We start from the raw sequence: 20723 nt of genomic DNA, 5'->3' as shown, positions 1-20723 counted from the left end.
TAAGCGTATGGCAAAGGACATCAGGGAGTGCCTGCTGGAGCAGGCAAGAAAATTTCATCAGTGGCAGGAAATCACTTATCCCGGAAAAACCACCGAGGAGATTGGCGGTGTGTGGGAGGTTGATTACCCTGCGTGGAATGATATATTTGATGCCTTTTGCCATGTGTTGACCCAAATGAATGTAGAAATGGCAGACAGCGTCCTGATGGATGAGATGGTCTATTTAATTGCCAGGGACAACGAAGCGGAGGGATTTATACAGGAAACCACTTCCCATCCCCAATGGTTTGAGTGCCTCTGCCGCAGGGCCTCAGCCTCCAATGAGAGTGAGGCCAAGTGGCAGTTTGCCGCCTATCTGCCGGAATGCTCATGTAGTCAGAAAGTCAGGGACATAATTCTGGATTTCGCAAAGGACCCCAATGAATATGTGAGCCGTCGGGCGCTTTTGGCGATGCCCGCTCTGCGTCCTGACTGTGTGGAACAGTTCGCTCCGCTGTTTTGGGAGCGCAACTGTTACTCTCCTGAGCTTCAGGAATACCAGCGGATCGCCGTTCTGGTCTCACTGGATGCCATCCATTCCGACCTGCTTCCACAATACTTGGAACGGGCCAAGCAGGATGGTCGGAGCTATCTGCTGGAACACGCAAAAAGGATTGAAGGAGGACTTTCCATGAACGAAAAACTATTTCGCACCCAATTCAATCAAATGGAAAACACCGAGAAGCAGGCGCTGATGGAAAGCCTGGCTGCTCGTTATGATATGACCTTTCTCGGTCTACATACCTTTGACCGTTGGGGCCAGAGCTGCACCACCGGCATCTTCGAGAAAGATGGCCGGGAGTTCGTCTTTGTCCCCGGAGATACCGTCACCCTGGGCTGGGAGCAGTTTGCCGTGGGACTGAATCAGGAGAGCCGGGAGGAATTGGACTATCTGTTCCAGGAGTGGGAGATGGAACCGCAGAACCCGGAGGAGATGATCCGGGAAAGCATGGCTCCCGTTCGGCAGGCGGCCATTGGCCCCATGCTGGTGGGCCGGGAGTTGGAGGAACTCTGCTGGGAGCCAGTCAAGATAGATGATTCCAGACTGACCGCCCATCCTGACTGGCTGAAGGAGTTCCGGGATTTTGCCTGGAGTGACAGCAGCAGTCTTACCTTGCATCAGTCGGCTCGCATAGAACGGACAGAAGATGGATTTCAGACCTGGATTTATAACCGCACAGACTACAATGCGCTTCTTGCCAGGCTGGAAAAGCAGGGGCTTTCGCTGCCCACGGTGGACGAGTGGGCCTACCTGTGTGGCGGCGGATGTCGGACCCTGTTCCCATGGGGAGATGGGTTAGACTACTCCATGCATCTGCACTGGTTTGAGGACATGGATGAGGATGAGAACCGGCCCTATGACATGGAGGAACCCAACTTCTTCGGCCTGTCCATCGCCTACGATCCCTATATGCGGGAAGTGGTGCAGGCTGATAGGCTTACCACCTGCGGCGGCGATGGCGGATGTAATATCTGCGGTGGGCTGGGCCCATTTCTCGGTTTCCTGCCCTGTTCGCCCCACTGTAAGCCGGAAGTGCAGGAGGACAATGAACTAAACGGAGATTATGACTTTTATCGGCCTATCATTCGGCTGGAGAACTATGATTGACAATAGAAGCTTGATACAAAATAAAGAAAGAGAGGTGCCGACATGGGAGCATGGGGCATAAAAGCATTAGAGCGTGACGAAGGGCTGGATGTACTGGACATCCTTAAAAATGAATATGTACCGGAGCATCCGGTAATGGATCTGGGCGAGATGATCGAACTGATGAAAGAGGAGGTCATGCTGGGATCTGACTTCTCACAAATCGACTTCCTCTTTGACAATACTGCGATGGCTCTGGCGGAGCTGTATTTCCAATGGAAGGATAACGGCAAGCTGGACTACGATCATGAAGAAGCTATATGGGATAAAGTTACCGGTTTCACAGCATCCAAAGAAGCCCTTGCCTTCCTGCTGTGTCAGCTCACCGACATCAAAAACGAAGTGCCGGACGAGGACGGCATCCGTGAGATTGTGGATCTTTGGAAGAACGAGGACAGCGGTGAGATCGCTCCTGCATGGTTGGAACACTTGAATCAGCTCATTGAGCGACTGGCTTCAGAACAGGAGGCACGACAAATGTATATCAAAAAATACTGGGGCAACTTTATTGGCGGTTCCGATGACAGTCTGAACCTTGTGGCATTTTTAGAGGATCAGAAAAAGGAGGAGATCCCCCTCAGCGAGATTTTCGCCAAGATCGGTCTGGACAAGCAGAACTGGGACTTCCGCCAGACTGTGGAGTATCTGGAGTTCACCCACTCCAATGGCGTGGAGATGGACTTCCACTTCGCCATTGATGTGGTCACCGACCTGGCCGCCATCCTGCTGGAGTGCAGCGTCAGCGGCAGTGTGAACCTCCACGATCTGGACGAGTGCAACACCCCCGCCCGCCGTATCCGCATCACCGCCACGTTGGAGGAACACGAGGCCATGGACAAGGTCCTGGCGGACTTTGTCCAAGATCCTCTGTCCTATGACATCAGTGAGATGATGGGCGAGGATGAGATCACGGATATGGCTTATCAGGTGGAGATGCTGCGGAAAGAGCTGTACGAAGTCTCCGGCCGTAACCGGAACTACCATGTAAAGGCGGAAGATGTGAAACGTCTGCTTCCCGACTGGGAAGGTGCCGATGGCTGCATCGCCACCAACCGCATCACGGTGGAGGGCTGCAAGGTTGGCTACTGCTACCGGGAGGAGCCGGACGGCGGCTGGGACAGCGGCTGGCGCTTCACCGCTGGTGACGAGAGCGAGGCGTACATGGACGACCCCAACAACGCAGGGATCTACAAGCTGAATACGATCTGCAACGACGATTCCGACATCATTCCGCTGCTGCATATGCCCGCTCCCTGCGCCTTTGAGCGGGATGAGAATGGCGTGTTCCAGCAGATCAAAGACTGGAAACCGGATGAGGACGAGGAGGAGCCTGATATGGATATTTTGAAGCAGTGCCAGAAGTGGCATGAGGAGAGCAAACACCAGAAGATCATTGACGCGCTGGAGGCCATCCCCGCCGAGGAGCGTACCCCGGAAATCGATATGGAGCTGGCGCGAGCCTACAACAACCTGGCGGACCCCAGCGAGCCGGAGGGAAGAAAGCTGCTTCACAGGGCACTGGAATTGATGAAGTCCCACGAGGAGGAACTGGGAGACACTAATTCCTGGAATTTCCGCATGGGGTATGCCTATTATTATCTGGATCAGGAGGGCCGCGCTCTGCGGTATTTTGAAAAAGCTCTGGAACTGCATCCCGGTGATGATCCTAAGCTCAACACCAGACAGGACATTGAGGAACTGATCGACTGGTGCGGGAAGGGCATTTCCCTGCCGCAGTTCTCGGAGTGCTTCCGAGAGCGGACAGAGAACTGGTGGGAAACCTTTGCCGAAATGGAAGCAGAATTGCGCCAGATGATGGACGAGGACAAGGATCACACCCGTGGTGCGGAGATCGTGGCCCAAATGCAGGAAACCCTGAATCTGGTTTTTGATGAAATTTCCTTCGAAATGGGCTTCAATGGCGAAAAGCATGAGCTGATTCTCACCCCGGAGGGGGACAAGGTCAAGCTGTTTGAGCTGGTCTACTTCCAGAAGCACGCCCCCAAAGAGGTGCTGGAGCACTGGAACATCCTGGTGGGCCGCCAGCCCATCCGAAACATCGGCCTGCGTACCGAGGATGGCTGGGACATCTCCGGGGAGGATGTGCAGATCTGGCTGGAGGAGCAGGGTGAAAACAGCTTCGCCATCTCCGCCTACTGCGAAAAGCTGCTGCCCATGCTCCGGGAGGAGGAAGGCCGGGCCTGGTGGATGCTCACCACCCTCACCGATCAGGTGCTGGGCGAGATCCCACACATGAGATACATAGACAACTTTGATGTGTTGGTGGAACCCAAGGCGGAGCCGTCCATTCTTATGTCCCAGCTTCCCGACGCTCTGAAGGAGCGGGGGCTGGAACTCTCCACCGATCCGGAAGCCTATCTGGAGAGCTACCTTGGCTACAAAATGGAACCCAACCAGGACCCGGACGCCGACTGGCGGCTGGATGTGATGGCCGGTTCCACCAACTGTGTGCCACTCATCAACGGCTATCTGAATGTCGACAATGACTTCATGGACGATCTCCACGCCGATGGCGCGGTGGCGGGCTTCTTCTGCTATCCCTTGGATACCCTGCGGGAGGAGGAAGGCAGTCAGAAGATCTTCGACTTCCGGGACAAGCTGGAGGAATTGTTCACCACCGGTGACGGACCGGAGGTTCTCACCCTTACCGGTGGGGCCACCGGCCTCTACTGCGGCTATGTGGACTTCATCGCCTGGGACATCCGAGAGGCACTGAACATGGCGAAAGAGTTCTTTGAAGGCACGGACATCCCATGGGCCATCTTCCACACCTTCCGCCGTGAAGCAGGTTCTGTGCCCCTAAAGCAACAAGATGATGGGCCAGAAACTGAGAATCAGGATGACGAGTTGGACGAGACGCTGACGGGCATGGACTATATTCCTTATACCCAACAAAACGCCGAAGCATTCTTCGCTCAGTTGGAGCAGTGGAACGATGAGGACGAGTACACCCGCTGTATTCAGGCATTGAATGCCATCCCGGAGGACTGGCGGAACTACCGCACCGCCTACGCCCTGGCGCGGGCACTGGAGAACTACGCCATCATCGGGAACCATGACGAGGGTACTTTGAAATCCAAGGGAGACAAAGCCCTCCTGAGGGCCATTGAGGTGCTGGAGTCTGTCCGGGAGGAAGGCCAGGACAAGTCAGAGTGGAATATGCGGATGGCCTACGGCTATCAGTATCTCTATGGGCAGGAGGAAAAGGCCATTCCCTACGCCCAGCGGTGGGCAGAGCTGGACCCGGAGGACGCAGATGCCCCGGCGGTGATTCAGGAGTGTAAGGAGGAGATCCGGAAACGCCAGCGCAGCCGGAACAAGAAGGCCAAATTCGTGCCCGGTGATACCCCCTTTGAGGATTTCGACCTCACCAACTTCTGGGATGATAATTGGTATGCACTGAAAGAATATATCAGTGAGCCGCCTTCCGATGAGCTGATCGCCAGTGTGGAGGAGGAGCTGGGCTACAAGCTGCCCGCCGCCTACATCTGGCTGATGAAGCAACACAACGGCGGCATTCCGGTGAATACCTGCTATCCCTGCGATGAGCCTACCTGTTGGGCAGAAGACCATGTGGCCATCACCGGCATTTTCGGCATCGGACGGGAAAAAAGCTACTCCCTCTGCGGGGAATTGGGCAGCCAGTTTATGATTGATGAGTGGGAGTATCCTGCCATCGGAGTGGCCATCTGCGACTGTCCCAGCGCCGGACACGATATGATCTTCCTGGACTACCGGGCTTGCGGCCCCCAGGGAGAGCCTGCGGTAGTCCATGTGGATCAGGAAAACGACTACAAGATTACCCATCTGGCAGACAGCTTTGAGGAATTTATCCGCGGACTGGAGCATGAATCCTTATATGATCTGGATGAAGATGTAGAGGATCTTAACGAAGATGATGACGCTGACGAGGAGGAAACTGACTGTAAAGGCTCCTTTGCCGGGTCTGTGCTCCTCTCCAAAGCAGAGTGGGACAAGGAGCAGTTGATCCGGGATCTGCGGGAAGAATGGGGCATCGTAGATGAGGAGCCGGATGATGGCGACGAAGATGATGAGAACAGTGATGACGCTGTGGTAATGCGGATCGGCAACATGATGCTGATTGCGACACTCTTCCACGGCCATATCCCCGACAATGAAGCGGAAATTAACGCTGAAAACAACTATATGTGGCCAGAAGCTATAGAAGCGGCCAAAGCGCACAAGGCCCATATCATGGTGGCTGTGTTGGGCGAGGAGGAAAAACTGCTGGAACGGGGTAAGCTGTTCACCAAGGCGCTGGCAGTGTGCTGCAAGCAGAAATACGCCACCGGCATATATACCAGCGGTGTGGTATTTGAGCCTCGTTTCTATGAGGGCCTTGCCGATATGATGAAAGAGGACGAACTACCCATCTTCAACTGGGTCTGGTTTGGCCTGTACCGGAGAGAGGGGGGCTTGAACGGCTACACCTACGGCATGGATGTGTTTGGCAAGGAAGAGATGGAGGTGCTAAACACCGACGCCGAGCCGGAGGAACTGCGGGACTTTTTGGCAAGCCTTGCCTCCTATGTGTTGGCGTGTGATGTGACGCTACAAGACGGCGAGACTATCGGTTTTTCTGCGGACGATAAGCACACCATCACCCGCAGCCCCGGTGTCTCTCTGCCAGAGGAACAGATGACCCTGAAGATTGGTTACGAGCCTATAAAGGGAGATCCGGAGGATGACAGCTGCGACCACTCAGACAATGATGACACGCAGGATGAGGAAGAATTCAGTAATCCCGAAGTCTACACTGAGGAGGAGATGGAGGCCGTCGAGGGGCACATCCAGCAGTATTTCGGTGAGATCGAGAATGTGTTTCACGAGCTGGTTTCTCCCGACATCCATGTGGACATCTGCATGGTGCCGCCCACTGAGGAGCGGGACTATTACACCCTGGTCACCATGGGTATGGGCGCTCACCGGATGAATGTGCCGGAGAAGCTGGCGGAATACAAGCTGGAGCGGGCGGAGTTGGCTATCGCCCTGCCTGCGGACTGGAAGCTGGATCAGGAGTCCATGAAAGACGAAAAGTGGTACTGGCCCATCCGCCTGCTGAAAGTGCTGGCTCGCCTGCCCATTGCCAGTGATACCTGGCTGGGCTTCGGCCATACCATGGACAATGAGGATGACTTTGCAAAAGATACAAAGCTGTGCGCCGCCATTCTGACCGGTCCCCAGGACACTGAAGATGGCAGCGAGGTCTGCATCCTGCCGAGCGGCGAGGAGGTCAACTTCTATCAGGTGCTTCCCCTCTACCGGGATGAATTGGAATATAAGATGGCCCATGACGCGGATGCCTTGCTGGACAAAATGGACGGCATCAGCTTTATGGTGGAGCCGGATCGCCAGGATGCCATCACCAGAGGCACCCTTTCTAACGATGATTTTGACGGCGAGATGGACGATGCCTCCTATCACCTTGAGAGCATTGAGGAGAAGGAACTGCCTATTGCCCCCATCAATGCCTACAACCACATGGCCATCTACTTGCGCTGGTGCATGGAGCACGACCTGATGGGCGAGGACTTCCTTAAAGAATACAGCGAAGTGGCCAAACAGGTCAAAGCCGACCCTGTCAGCGTGGATCTGCGGGAGTTTATCCGGGATGAGCTGGACGGCTGTCTGTTCTCTGTGCTATTCAATCAGCAAGGCCGTGCCTTTGCAGGCTACTACTACGGAGAGGGCGACAGTCCCTACTATCCTGCCGATGTTGACGACAACGCCCTCCGCTTCTTCGGCCCAGAGCGGTATCACTCCGATGAGTTCCAAGATGAAGCCTACCTGTTCATCTCCTTTGACGAGGACTACTATGAGGCTATGGCTCAAGTGATTGAGGAACGCTTCGCCAACTGGCAGGGACAGGACTTCGACGAGGATACGCTGGAGCCTTCCGAGGTGGCTCAGGCCATCATGGAGTATCTGGACTGCGAGTGTACCTATTTCCCATCCATGGCAGATGATGACCCCATCATGTCGGCATACAGCTACGCCCAGCGGCTGGGGGTACGGGAGGGCTTTGTTCCCGTGCTTATCCAGGCGGATGATGAAACGCTGTTGGAATGCCTGGTAATGAACGCCGACCCGGAGCATGATGCGGACTGCTATGAATTTGACCTCAAAACCGTGGAGGAGTACCGGAAGAAGATACTGACTGCCCCTGTAAAAGACGGCAAGGCGGTTCTGGAGGAATTGACCGGCCAGCGCAAGGAAGAAGCCGAGGATGACGATATGGACTGGGATGAGGAAGTCCTGGGCGAGATGGAGGGCGGAGAACCCAACGACCGCTTCGCAAACTATTGGAACGATGATACCGGAATGACATATCCGCTCATTCTGGCTAAAATTCCGGTAAAGAACCCCTGGGAGATATTCGCCTATCTGCCCTTTGGAAATTGGAATGAGTGTCCCGACACACCGGACCTGATGGCAGTGGCAAAATACTGGTTCGAGCAGCATGGTGCCATCCCTGCCGCCATGAGCCACGATGAATTGGAGTTTGAACTTTCAACTCCGATCTCCAAGGAAAGAGCTATGGAGGTGGCTGTGGAGCAATATGGCTTCTGCCCAGATCTGGATCAGAATGAGGATGGAAGCATTGGCTCCTTGGCAGATGTCTTGTGGCAATCCACCGTCTGGTATTTCTGGTGGGATTGATGGGAGGTTGTGACCATGAACGAATACCTAAAGCAATATATTGAACTACAAAAGCAGTTTCGGGAGACAGAAGGAAATCCAGACAGTGTCCGCGCTCTCTATACTTTTAAGGAGGAACTGGAGCAGAGTGAGGAGCAGCAGGCCAAGGAAGTGCTGGTGGATGTGTATGACCTCCTGGACTTTAAGAAGGACGCCTACGAACTGCTCTGCCAAATTGGAAATCGTTCCGACAAGAAGACCCTCAAGCGGCTGGGAGTCTTGAAGGACTATGCGGAAAACTGGGGCAATCATTACGCCATCCCCAAGCCCAAAACACCAGAGGAAAAGCAGAACGAGAAGGAGCGGCAGACCCGGCTGGGCCTACCCACCTTCCGGTATCATCCGAATCCGTTGGCAACCGGCGCTTTTGAGGAATCCGCAGACGGCGTTGTCTGTGACTGCTGCGGCAAGATGACCCATATTTTCTATACAAATCCGTTCTTTTCTGTGGAGGATATTGCATATCTGTGCCCAGAGTGCATCGCCAACGGCGAAGCGGCCCGGAAATATGATGGTAGTTTTCAAGATGATTTCTCTCTGGATGATGGTGTAGACGATCCGGAGAAGCTGGACGAGCTGATCCACCGCACTCCCGGCTATTCCGGCTGGCAGCAGGAATACTGGCGCGCTCACTGCGGCGACTATTGTGCCTTTTTGGGCTATGTGGGTGCCAGAGAACTGCGGGCGCTGGGCGTGCTGGAGGAGGTGCTGGACGACCCCATGTGGGACGATGAGCAGAAAGAAATGATTCGGGAATCCGTCAATGGCGGGCATCTGCAATGCTATCTGTTCCAGTGCCTCCACTGTGGAAAGCACCTGCTTTGGATGGATTTTGATTGAGGAGTTTTCAAAAGGTGGGATACAAGTGATGAACCCCAAAACACTGACCATTCAATTCAATGATGAACAACTGCCCATCCTTCCAGTGGAGCCGGAAGCCCACCTCTCCTTTGCCACTCATGCCGATGGAAATGAATTGGAATTAACGGGAAACCGGGCTGGGCTGCTCCTATTGGCGAAAGCCGCTCTGGGTATGGCAGAAACCATTCGTGAGGATGGATTTCACATCCATCTGGATGACCTGTATGGCATCAACGCCGAGGGAAAAAGCATCCTGATCCGAAAGGAGGAACAATCAAAACCATGATTGAAAAAACATTCCTCAACCCCGCCACAAATAAGCAGTGGCGGATTGAAATTGACGGACATACCATCCGAACCTGCTTGAATAGCGGGAAGGTCAAGGAGATTCTGTGCGACTCCGCCTTCCAGGTCAAGAGCAAGGCGGCCAGCGCCATGATGGGCCAGATGCGGAAAGGATTTGTCTATCAGAATCCGGACGCCGCCGTTGAAGAAGCGCGATGCCATCGGTTTGTCGGAAAGGATAGCAACGGTTTTATGCCCTTAGCTACCGCTCTCACACGGGATGACTTCTTCCTGACGAGGATGGCCGGAGATTTTGAGGACGAGATCCTTTATCACTTCGATGGCAACGGGGAGATTCTTGAAACGGTCTCTTTGGGTGCCAAGCGGATGACCTATGAGCAGGTTCTCTGCCCCAATGATACCCTGCTGCTGAACAACAGCTATCTTCTCCAGCAGTTCTCACTCCGCACCCATGAGGTCACGCCTTTTGCCAACAAGAAAAACAGAATGAAGACCATGCTGGATGCCAGCGGCGACCTGGCCCTGTGGTACACGGGCGAGGAGATCATCGTCTTTGACTTTGGCAGCAACACAGAGGTGTGGCGGGAAACGGTAAAATGCAAGAAGTCTAAGAATCCGAATTTTGCCTATTACTGCTTTGGGATGCTCTCTCCCCGGCAAAGCAAAGCGGCCTACCGTGTCACCGAGGGTGAGTATGTGCTGGTCGATCTGAAATCTGCCCAAAAAGTAGTGATTCCCAATGAGGGCTGGCATCCCTTCTTCTCCCCGGATGACCAGTGTTTCTCGGTGGGCGGTAAGTTCTATCTGACCCAGACCGGAGAGGAGATAGACAATCCTTTCCCGTTTTCTGTCCGGCAGGGGCTGAGTTTTTCAGACACCTGTATGGTGCGGACAAGGGGCAGCCTGATGGCTGTTCAGCAGGATCGTGGCAGTTCCCCCATAGAGCTGTGGGATATCGGCAGCGGCCAGCTGCTGGCCACTATTGATGACCCCTTTGTGGTGCGGCAGGTGAATTTTGCCTTTACTGGGAGCGGACTTGTTCTGCACACCGATTACGGGGCCATGAGCATCTATTCCTGCTCCCCAGACGGAGGATACCCCGGATTGCGCTCTGCTGGCGGGAGAGCTGGCGTCTAAACTGCTGGCAGCTCAGCGGGAGCAGAATCTCCAGGAACTGGCCGCCGAAATTGCCCCAGACTGGAACCTCCCCACCGAGGCGGTACAAAGCGGACTGGAAACGCTGCGTTCCCATCTGGAGCTGGTGCAGGGCGACGCTGCCCTGCTGTATGAAATGATATAGACAAAAAAGGAGAAAAACTTATGGGACTTGACATCTACGCCGGAACACTGACACGGTACTATTCTCACAACTGGAAAACCATCGTCCAACAGTGGGCGGAGGAAAACGGATATACTTTCAACCGCATCACCCCGGATGGAGAACCTGCTGACAACGAGGAGGAGCTGTCCCCGGCTGAGGTTCAGGAAACGGTGGAGAACTGGCGGGATCAGATTCTGGCAGCTATTTCCCAGCCGGACCAACCGCCCTACACCCCCTGGCCGGAGGACAATGAGAAGCCATATTACACCGACAAGCCGGATTGGGATGCGTTCGGCGCCATGCTGCTGGTGGCTGCCTGCCATACATATGAGGAACCGGTGCCACCTACTGTGGAGAAAGACTGGGACTTTGGGGAGCATCCCCTGATTGCCCGCCTTGCATCGGACGAGGAGCGGGTGTGGTCCCTGTTCAGTGGGGCTACCTGGTGGCTGCCTCTGGCGGATTCCTTCTTATTTCAGGCGCTTCTGCTCACCGATGATCAGGCGGTGATCGCCACTCTGGGCGGACTGCGGAAGGAACTGGAGAAGCTGAACCAGCTGGCGTGGCAGGCCGATGAGGATACCATCCTTGGCTGGGCCGACACTGAGGGATACCCGGTAGATGGAACCATAGACGCAGATGGACGGTACAGCAAGGCGGACATCCCGGAACACACCCCGTATGACACCCAATCCCTTGCCAAGTTTGCCTTCTCCATGTTCTGGCGAGCCATGCGGTTTGCCGAGGAACAGCAGGTGCCCATCCTGCTGGATTATTAAGGAGGAAACCAAATGAGCAATAAAGTTTTCCAGCAAAACCTGGACGACAAAAAAGGTCCCCAGCCCGGAGGCCCCTATCTCATTCAGATGCTGTTCAAAGAGCCGGTAGAAATGCCGGATAAAGAAAAAATGACTGCCGTAATGGAGAAGCACATCGGATCAACCGAGTGTTTCTGTTATGATAAGAAAATGGCCGGCTTTGCCGCACAGGAGCATATTGCAGAGTTCAAGGACGGAAAATGCCCGGTGCAGCTGATGGTGATGAAATGCGACAAGTTCAAGGGCAAAGGCTTTGATGCCTTCCTGATGAGCCAGATGTGGGATTGCCAGGAGGACCGGGAGCGGATCTTCCGGGAGTGCAAATATCAGGTGGTAGCCACCGATATGCTGGCTGCGGCGCTTCCGGCGCTGGAGCGTGCCAATCTGGATGCCGACTTTTTGGAGGCTCTGGCGGAGCTATACCCCACCTGTGAGGCATTCTATTTCCAGAACTGCGGCAAACTGTTTCTGGCGGAGGATGTGCGTTCTCACCAGATTGAAGGCTCGGATCGGTTCATCCGCTTTGGCGTCAATGTCCGCTTCTTTAACATTGAGGGCACCGAAGATATGCTCATCGACACGGTGGGCATGAGCACCCTGTTCCTGCCCGACCTCCAGTACCACTTCCACGACATGGACCCCAACTGGGTGGTAAACCACGCCTACAATGTGGCATCGTACATATTGGAGCATGATAACCCCATTCAGGATGGGGAAACCATAGACGGCGTGGCGAATGGCCAGATGTGCCGGGAGATTCAGTGGAAGTGCCAGTATGAGGACGCCCTGATCCAGCCGCCCAGAGGGGTGCTGGACATTAATATGGGAGAGTGTGCGTCTGGAATGCGTTAATATAAAATGATGCCATATAAAAAAGATAGTTGACATTATATCGTAAAATGACAGCTATCTTTTTTATATAAGGGTTTTGGTTAAGATTTTCGTTCTACAAACCACCGGCCTATATAAGTTCCCGTTAAATTTGTACTGCGTTCAAAAAAGAGATGGCTTTGCTTTCCGTTTACCAAAATTGTATAACAGTCGCCCTGACCTCCAGCTTTCCTTGCAACAGAGGGTTTCACATTCAAAATGCGGTCAATTGTATAAGGCGTTCCATCTTCCCAGGTAAGTTCTTCTGGAAGCATTTTTCCGTCTGGAAGGAAGGCTGCTCTTACGTTTACATAAACCTTGCAGTCTGTCTGAACACCGCTCATATAGTTCTACCTCCTTAAAAAGTTTTTTAACTTCTTCCAGTTCTTCCTCAAGTGTAGATGCATCTGAATGGAAAATGAGATGTGCTTCATCCTTTGTCCATCCGCATAGCAGATAATCACCGGTATGTGTTAGCTCAGAGGTATAGTAAAAATATTGCTGCTTATCTAATTGACAGCAGAAATAGACACACCGGGTAAGAGGGGAGAGGACAGGAGATGGAGTAATAAGCTGATAGATGATAGTTGTCCCATTGTTGCAAAGTTTTTTTCTAAGGGAAAAATCGTTTTCCGTATATGGACAAATATAATCAGACTCTTCCTGATACATGGCATGGAACAAGTCAAGGTATAGATCGGAGCCATTTTTTTCAAGATCCTGACAAAATGATTTTGGGGAAAGATAGAAAAAATGGGGGTTCCATTTATGTTCTACATAATATATATCGCGGATAGTATCTTCGTTCATCAGTAGTCCTCCTATTCAATTGTTTTCAGAAAATTCCCATGTGATACGATGGGAGACTCCAGTTTATAACCTTTACGTTTCATGACACGAAATTTAAAGTCCAGTAATTCTGCTGGTACATAAAGAGCTTTGGCCGCCTGAAAGAAAAACTGGTCTTCGTTTAATGCATTTAATACGCAGTCATCGGATAACAGCAGTTCGGCAGCAAAGAGATTTGCTTCATATTCCTGCCGATCTGTATCGTCAAATAGTGTAAATTCATGAAACGCAGCTGTTATGTTTGTATGAAGCACGGAGTGAGCAATTTCATGAGCCAGTATGACCCGTTGAATCACTTCCGGTAAATCGCTGTTGATTGTGATATGTTTGATTCTGCGGTGCTGAACATAAAATCCTTTGCAGCACCCTTTATATCTTCCCATCGGTTTTAATACCACGATAATTTTCATTGCCTGTGCCAGACGGAATGGATCCGATTCACCATATTTTTTCTGGATCCGTCTGACTTCTTCAGATATGGATTGAATAGTCAAAACAGCTCCCTCCTTTCGGACTATATTACGGGAGAAGATTATTGTGGATTTTTCTTTTTGCCAAAGGTTTTTCTGGCTGCTTTTTTACAGTCATAGTATGCTTCGGCAACTGCCTGAAAATAAGCATCTTTTGCTTCTTCGCTTAGAGTGCCTCCTGCAAAAAGAGCTGTGTTCTCAGCCAGCATTTTCTGTAGATCCAACGCCTCCCTGGTTCCGCTATTTTTTCTCATATCTTCTACATATTCCATGCGGTCTAAGCCGTAAGATGGATCCTCTATGTTATCGTTCTGCAGATACTCGGTTGATACCTCCAGTGCCTTTGCCAGTTTATAAAGCTGTGCCTGGTATGGTTTTCTTTCGCCTAATTCATAAGAAGTAATTGTCCGGATACCCATTCCGGCTTTTTCTGCTAATTGTTTCTGACTTAATCCAAGATTTCCGCGTTGTTCTTTAACTTTAGCACCAAAAGATTTCATGTCAGACCTCCATTCGTTTTAGTGTGCGTAAACTTGCTAACTGTGCTATTGACAAGTGTGCATGTAGTTGCTAATATTTGAATTAGCAAGAGTTGGCAAGTATCAGTGACTATATGCACATTATAATGGTAAGTGTGCAAGCTGTCAAGAATAAGTGTGCTAATACTTGCTAGGAAAAATTGGAAGAGGGTACAGAATATGAATCGGACAATCCTTCATAGTGATATGAACTGTTTTTATGCTTCTGTAGAAATGATGCTGAACCCAGAGCTACAGGGAAAAGCAGTAGCAGTGTGCGGGTCCACAGAAAACCGTCATGGAAAGGAAATTGATTATAGAATCAGAGAACTGTATGAAAGTGAGTTGCGCAGGACAAAAACTTCCTCTAAAGGTCTTGAATATTTGAAGACATTGGATCGGATCAAACAGTTTGATATCCGAAAAGAAATGGAAACCCTTTCTGGAAGAAATAAAGAGCGGCTCAAGTATGAAGGGCAAGTGATTTTTCTTCCCTATATACCGGATCAGGACATAGCATCAGATTTTGATTATATCCAAGATAAAAGCGAACTGGTATGGGCGGGCTGTTTGAGTCCGCCCGGGCAGCCGGAAGCGGCTGGTATATGCAGATGGCGCTCAATTCCTCCCTGGATTCGCTGATGAGCTGTTATCACCGGGAGATTTGGGATAAATACCGGATTTTTGTGCTGGAATGTGCGGATAAAGAGCGCCTGGCGGCGGAGATGGAGCCGCAGATGGAAACATATCTGGCGGCAGCGCCCTTTTATCCGGTCAGCGGCGGCAAGGCACAGATCGAAGCGATGGATGCGATCACCGGCCATAATGGGGATTTCTTTGCGAAGGAAGTTACCGATTATATGAAAGTGGGTGTCTGGACGCTGGAAAGTGAGGAGTCTGAACTGCCTGAGATGGAAAAACGGATGACGGAAGCAAGGGCGGTTCATGGAATTGCGGAAGGATATCAGGAAAATGGCAGAAAAGTGCTGCGTCTGGAAGAGTCGATCGAGGCGATCGGAGCCTGCCTGCAAAAACAGGAGAAACATCTGGAGGAGATGGAGGCAGCGGTTCGCCAGGCGGATGGAAGCTCGTTCTTTCAATCGGCGGAAAGCTTAGAGAAAGAATTAAAGCAGATTCCGGGGCTGGTTGCGGCGTATGAAAAACAGGCGGACCGGCTTGCGAAAGAACTGCAGGGATCGGAGCAAGGGGCGCAGGAAGCCCAGCCGGATCTGGAAGAAACCTCCTGGGGCATGGTACAGGAGGAGATGCGGGGGTATCGTTCGTATTTGGATGAGGATGGAGCGCGCCGCCAGGAGGTAAAAAAGACAGAAGAGACGGCTCACGGAAATGAAGAGGTGGTTGCAGAAGCAGTCCGGAAAGGAAAGGAGATACAGGATTATATCGATGATTGGGAGCCTGACGATGAGCTGGACGAGGAAGCGCTGTGGGCGCCGGTTCTGACGATCACAGCGGGTTTTCAGAAGGATGGACGTTTCCGGGTTCCGGCAGTCCGAGACAAGAAAAAAATGAATGTGCTGGAAGCAGTCAGCCGCCTGTCGGGGACGGATCTGCTGAGTCTTTGTGTGCCGGCGGGAACTGTGATTTCAGAAAAATGGATTTCGACCGAGGCATTTCCGTCGGCATTGTATGCAGACGGAGAGAGCGGAAAGCGGGGGACAGCTGGGGATGTCTGGATGGCGGGGCTTGAACGGGCTCTTTTAGATGCGTATGCGGCGCATTTTTTTACCCGGTTCGGGCAGGAAAAGACGGGAAGTGTCCATTATGAGCAGGAATATCTCTTACAGGGAAATGCGTCGGAGCGGGAAAATTTAAAACGCACCGTCAATGAACTTCTGGCTGTGCGCGAGGCGGTGAATCTGGCAGCTTTATATGCGGATTCTGAAAAACGGTCGGAGGCGGAAGCATTGGCGCTGGCAATCACGGGGCTGGCGGGAATCACACCGATCACGGCGGCGGCATCCTTCTTTATCATGACAGTCTGGGCGTTTGCAGAGTCGGTGGCAGATGTGAAGGTTCTGCTGGCGGGCGGAAAAATTCCTTTTTTCAAACAGCCGGGGGAGTGGCAGATTTCGCTTTCTGCTCTGACGGAAAAGGGCGCGTCCATCTTTCTGGAAACGGGGACGGATCCTTCATTGAAAAACGGGACAGACGACAGAGGGCTGGACTACCAGGACTGGCTGAAACTCTTTTTCCTGATACAGGGAAAGAGCCGTTTCTGTTACCGGATGATGGATATGATTCAGAACCGCATTTCAGAAAAAGAGCCGGGATTTCGGATGGATCAGTGCCAGTATGGGGTAAGTGTGTCCTATGCGGCACAGGGAACGTTGATACCGCTTCGTAGAACGTCCCAGAAGGAATATTAAACACAATTACAGGGGAGTGGAGGACAGTGTCCTTTTTCAGGAGATGATGCAAGTGAATGTGCCTCTCCAAGTACATAAAGAAAGCCAGTAAAAAAGATGATGACAACTAACCTAACAAAACGAATAAATGAAAGTATCTGTGCGGTCGGGATACCCGTCCTTCGGCGGCATAGAGCCCAAGTAACAAAACGACCCTGGAAAAGGGCATTGTCCTCTGCTTCCCTGTGTGCGAGCCTGACGATTGAGGCGGCGCTTAGTCTGACATTGTTTATGTTTACGGTGATTCTCCTGTCAGTTCCGATGGAAATACTGGATACTCAGAGAAAGGTGCAGACGGTGCTGGAAGTGACGGGGCGGGAACTGGGATGGCAGGTGTATCGGACATCCCATACGGTGCATCCGGCAGAAATGGAGGCGGGAAAAGCGGCAGAGGCAGGAGAAAAGGGAACGGGGGGCTGGTCAGAACTTCCGTCCGGGCTTATCCTGCAGGGATATTTAAAGGAGAAGATTCAGACAGCGGGCGGGAACAAAGTGTCCAATATCCAGTGTGGCGCCAGCCGCGTATCGGAAGATGGAGAATGGATTGACCTGCGCGCCTCCTATCAGGTGCGGCTGCCATTCTCGGTATTTGCGCTTGACCATGTGACGCTTACTTCCCGGAGTCGGAAGCGGGGATGGATTGGGGCGGAAGGCGGGTATTTCTCAGAGAAAAACGCTTCAGAACCGGAGGGAAAATGGGTCTATGTGGGGCGGGACAGTACGCGCTACCATCTCTCGCCTTCGTGCCATTATATATCGAATCAGATCACCGCGGCTGCGTATGCAGATGTAATTTCGGGGGTGCTTAGAAACAGCGGGGGATGCCGTTATAAGGCTTGCAGATACTGTGGAAAGACGGTGTCGGCGGGAGGTATGGTGTATATTCTTCCGTCCGGCGAGGTTTACCATGGAAAGCAGGACTGTTCGTCATTGGCATATTATGTGCAGAAGGTGCGGCGATCAGAGGTGGAATATATGGGTGTGTGTTCATACTGTGGAAGTGGATAGGTGCGGATGGCGGAAAGAATCAAGGAGGGGTGAGAGGGCGGAGTGATGGAAAACAGTGCAGGAATAAGTTTCATGGGATTTACGCGGATGGATTTGGAAAGTGCAGTATGTTTCCTCTGTGCGGTTGTTTTTTCCCTTTTTCTGATGGTCTTTTCCTGGCAGGATTTTCATAGAAAACGGATACGCGTAAGCTGGCTATATGGATTTGGAACGGCAGGAATGGCGCTTACGATGATACGGTGTGTGCTGTCGATTATAAAAGATGGATGGGATTGGAAAAAAAGTGTGTTGCAGATAACGGTATGGCTTTTGGGAATGCTGCCGGGGATTTTTTTGTTCTGGATGGAGCGGCAGACGAAAGGTGCGGTCGGACTGGGAGATGGCTGCTTTTTTCTGATCACTGGGTGCTATCTGGGGGGATGGCGGACGCTTGAACTTTTGATGGGAGCTGTATTTGTGAGCAGTCTGGTAGGAGGTGTCTGGATGCTTACGGCACTGCTTGGCGGAAAGGGGAATGGTCTATGGGAGAAAATGCGGAAAAAGAAGTTGCCATTTCTGACGTGTGTGCTTCCGGTGTGGATTTGGATGCTGATAGCATCTCTTGGATGAAGCGGGAGGTTTCTGCCAGTTATACGGTGGAAGCCTCGTTTGTGATGGCGGTTGCATTCTTTTTTATCGCGGCACTGTTAAATGGAGTGTTTGAGGTGCATGGCAGGATTACGGGGCGTTTTGTCCTGCAGGAGGCGATGGAATGGTGCCTGTATCGGGAGGAAAAAACGTTGCGGGGAGATGGAATGACTGTGGGGGAGATAAGCAGCAGAGCTGGACAGCGCCTGCATGGATTCTTCCGGTGCGGAGATGCAGTTTTGACGATCCGGGAAGATGGGGGAGACTTGGACGGAAGGGTAAAGAGCAGTACAGAGACGGAGATATCCCTGCGCGGACAGGAGCCGGAGCGGGCGATCCGTTTGCTGACAGTGTTGGAAAATGCAGAGTGATGGAGGATACGGGATGGAGATTCGGTACAGCCGGGAAATGAATCATAATTATATGATAATCGAAGCGCCGGAGGAAGAAACGGGCTATGCGGTACAGATGCTGTCGGCGAATGCCATCGAAGGGCTTTTGAAGTTCCGGGTCCGCCAGACGGAGGAGGCGAGAGAATATTATTATGAGATAACGTCGAGACAGCCGCTTAGACGGGTGTTGGAAAAGCGGACCTTGTCGGGACAAGAACTCCGGTCGATTCTGCTTGGTGTGCTGGCGGTTCTGAAGCGGGTGGAAGAGTACCTGTTAAAAGAGGAACAGCTTTTGCTGGATCCGGAATATCTGTATCTGGAACCCGATCATTTTACTGTGGAATTATGTCTGGTTCCGGGGCATCGGGAAGAGGCGCCGCAGGCGCTCTCAAAACTGCTGGGGTATCTTCTGGAACGTGCGGATCATCAGGATCGGGAGGCTGTTGTATTAGCTTATAATCTGTACCAGATTAGTCTTCGGGAGAATTACGGAACGGCAGATCTGCTGCGCCAGCTTTCGGGGGAAGATCGGATCTTTTCGGCAGAAAAACGAAACGAGGATGAGGGGGATCCTGAGACGGCGGGAGTGTGGGCGGATCGGCAGGAGTGGCTTGAAGCGGAGCAAAATCGGAGGGATACGTTGGAATCTGGATCTGGGAAAATGGCTTTTGACACTCAAACGCCAGCCAGGAAGGATTGGAAATATAGGCAGGAAGCGTTGTATCAGGAGAAAACGACGAAAAAGAACCTGGAGTCGGTAGAGAATTCAGATGAAGTGGGGGAAAAGTCTGAAAGGGCAGGTGGAAAACAAAAGGGACAATGGCAGAACAGGTGGATAAAGGTACTTGGAAGCGCGGTGGCAGCTGGCATTGTGTATTGGTACGTGACGGGAGAAATGGATGTATGGCTGTATGCAATCAGCGGCGGCATCGGGGGAATCGTGTTTTTGAGGGAGATGTTGGCAGCCCGCAGAAAATGGCAGGTATATGGTGGCAGGAAGAAAAATCGAGGTCAGGGAGAGGATAGAGAGGAAAGCACGGAAGTGGATCAGGCGAATGAAGCTGGACGAGGTGGAAAGAGTAGTCGTGTGCGGAATGGTGAGAGGAAAGTGATCCAGAAAAAGAAAGAACGGTCTGGGATAGAAGGGACTCTATCATATCAAGACTGGCAGCAGACAACGCCTGAAAACCGCTGGCAGGTCTATCCGGAGAGTGAAGAAGCTTATCGGCAGGAACTTCGAAGAGAAGAAGAAGCACAGATAGAGCGGGCGAGAGAAGCGGGGACTACGCTTCTGTCTGCCTCAAAGAATGGGGAAGGAACGGTGCGCTTAGAGCCGGTGGAAGCCGGAGGAACAGTGATTCAGATTTCCTATATTCCATTTACACTTGGAAAACATCCGGGGCTGTCGGACGCATGTATTGACCGTCCGACCGTCAGCCGTCTTCATGCGCGGATCGATCAGAAGGAGGGCGTATACATTCTGACAGATCTCAATTCAACCAATGGAACATCGGTCAATGGCTATCCGCTTCAGGCAAATGAAACAGTCAGTTTGGGGAATGGGGATTCCATTTATTTGGCGGATGTCGGATATAAATTTTGGGAACACCGATAAATTGTCTGAAAATATGAAATAATAACCAAAAACACGAAATTGATGTGAATTATTTTGCAAGTACATCAATTTCGCGTTTCTGCAAATTTACATAGAACAAGCCATGGGGATATGCTATAATAAAGGCACTTGACATGGAAGTTTCAAGCCAAGTGACAAAAGAAAATACCGCTTTTCCAGTGAATGGAGAAGCATAGAGAGAAGGAGAGACCGA

General features: G+C 52.0%; 15 protein-coding genes and 2 pseudogenes. 14 read left to right on the top strand and 3 right to left on the bottom strand.

Annotated elements, in window-relative coordinates:
* The first annotated feature begins 7 nt into the window (after window positions 1–7).
* The 8 genes and pseudogenes from DWY89_RS14390 (at window position 8) to DWY89_RS10580 (ending at window position 12586) form a co-directional block, all read left to right on the top strand.
* Window positions 8–1648, top strand: coding sequence for a hypothetical protein (locus DWY89_RS14390; protein ID WP_181968290.1), 1641 nt, complete (start codon window positions 8–10; stop codon window positions 1646–1648).
* A gap of 42 nt (window positions 1649–1690) precedes the next feature.
* The gene (locus DWY89_RS10610; RefSeq protein WP_118524672.1) at window positions 1691–8389 is read left to right on the top strand and encodes a DUF2185 domain-containing protein; all 6699 of its coding nucleotides are present in this window, start codon (window positions 1691–1693) and stop codon (window positions 8387–8389) included.
* A 15-nt stretch (window positions 8390–8404) separates the two neighbouring features.
* Window positions 8405–9268 carry a CbrC family protein gene (locus DWY89_RS10605; RefSeq protein ID WP_117471898.1) on the top strand — a complete coding sequence of 288 codons (864 nt, stop codon included), beginning with the start codon at window positions 8405–8407 and terminating at the stop codon, window positions 9266–9268.
* A gap of 28 nt (window positions 9269–9296) precedes the next feature.
* Window positions 9297–9575, top strand: coding sequence for a hypothetical protein (locus tag DWY89_RS10600; protein WP_117472068.1), 279 nt, complete (start codon window positions 9297–9299; stop codon window positions 9573–9575).
* A complete protein-coding gene (locus tag DWY89_RS10595) occupies window positions 9572–10732 on the top strand; it encodes a hypothetical protein (protein WP_117471897.1) in 1161 nt (386 codons plus the stop codon). The genes DWY89_RS10600 and DWY89_RS10595 overlap by 4 nt, the downstream gene beginning before the upstream one ends.
* A pseudogene (locus tag DWY89_RS14820) lies at window positions 10671–10895 on the top strand (hypothetical protein); the annotation flags it as partial. The gene DWY89_RS10595 and the pseudogene DWY89_RS14820, both read left to right, overlap by 62 nt.
* Window positions 10896–10915: 20 nt before the next feature.
* Complete coding sequence (locus DWY89_RS10585; RefSeq protein ID WP_117471896.1) at window positions 10916–11695, top strand: hypothetical protein; 780 nt, start codon at window positions 10916–10918, stop codon at window positions 11693–11695.
* A 12-nt stretch (window positions 11696–11707) separates the two neighbouring features.
* Window positions 11708–12586: a DUF4261 domain-containing protein gene (locus DWY89_RS10580; protein ID WP_117471894.1), complete on the top strand. Its 879-nt coding sequence runs from the start codon at window positions 11708–11710 to the stop codon at window positions 12584–12586.
* A 243-nt stretch (window positions 12587–12829) separates the two neighbouring features.
* On the opposite strand, the gene DWY89_RS10570 is transcribed toward DWY89_RS10580, so the two are convergent.
* From DWY89_RS10570 to DWY89_RS10560, 3 genes are read right to left on the bottom strand one after another with little or no spacing between them, the layout of a single operon-like run.
* Complete coding sequence (locus tag DWY89_RS10570; RefSeq protein ID WP_118524670.1) at window positions 12830–13414, bottom strand: hypothetical protein; 585 nt, start codon at window positions 13412–13414, stop codon at window positions 12830–12832.
* An 11-nt stretch (window positions 13415–13425) separates the two neighbouring features.
* Entirely contained in the window at window positions 13426–13947 is a 522-nt protein-coding gene (locus tag DWY89_RS10565; RefSeq protein WP_002593751.1) for an ImmA/IrrE family metallo-endopeptidase, read from the bottom strand.
* Window positions 13948–13985: 38 nt separating this feature from the next.
* Window positions 13986–14423, bottom strand: coding sequence for a helix-turn-helix transcriptional regulator (locus tag DWY89_RS10560; RefSeq protein WP_002593750.1), 438 nt, complete (start codon window positions 14421–14423; stop codon window positions 13986–13988).
* A gap of 198 nt (window positions 14424–14621) precedes the next feature.
* Between DWY89_RS10560 and DWY89_RS10555 the strand changes: the two are divergent.
* The 6 genes and pseudogenes from DWY89_RS10555 to DWY89_RS10525 form a co-directional block, all read left to right on the top strand.
* A pseudogene (locus DWY89_RS10555) lies at window positions 14622–14744 on the top strand (DNA polymerase IV); the annotation flags it as partial.
* A gap of 254 nt (window positions 14745–14998) precedes the next feature.
* The gene (locus DWY89_RS10545; RefSeq protein WP_147353338.1) at window positions 14999–16828 is read left to right on the top strand and encodes a DUF5702 domain-containing protein; all 1830 of its coding nucleotides are present in this window, start codon (window positions 14999–15001) and stop codon (window positions 16826–16828) included.
* Window positions 16829–17035: 207 nt separating this feature from the next.
* A complete protein-coding gene (locus tag DWY89_RS10540; RefSeq protein ID WP_118523952.1) occupies window positions 17036–17875 on the top strand; it encodes a hypothetical protein in 840 nt (279 codons plus the stop codon).
* A gap of 45 nt (window positions 17876–17920) precedes the next feature.
* Entirely contained in the window at window positions 17921–18484 is a 564-nt protein-coding gene (locus DWY89_RS10535) for a prepilin peptidase (RefSeq protein ID WP_118482091.1), read from the top strand.
* On the top strand, window positions 18481–18873 hold the full coding sequence (locus DWY89_RS10530) for a hypothetical protein (protein WP_117796600.1): 393 nt from the start codon (window positions 18481–18483) through the stop codon (window positions 18871–18873). The genes DWY89_RS10535 and DWY89_RS10530 overlap by 4 nt, the downstream gene beginning before the upstream one ends.
* Window positions 18874–18886: 13 nt before the next feature.
* Window positions 18887–20509 (top strand): DUF6382 domain-containing protein, encoded by a 1623-nt coding sequence (locus tag DWY89_RS10525; RefSeq protein WP_117796601.1) that lies wholly within the window; start codon window positions 18887–18889, stop codon window positions 20507–20509.
* Window positions 20510–20723: the final 214 nt, after the last annotated feature.

This window comes from Clostridium sp. AF27-5AA, from assembly GCF_003478415.1.
GTDB lineage: Bacteria > Bacillota > Clostridia > Lachnospirales > Lachnospiraceae > Otoolea > Otoolea fessa.
This window is presented reverse-complemented; position numbering and strand designations above follow the sequence as displayed.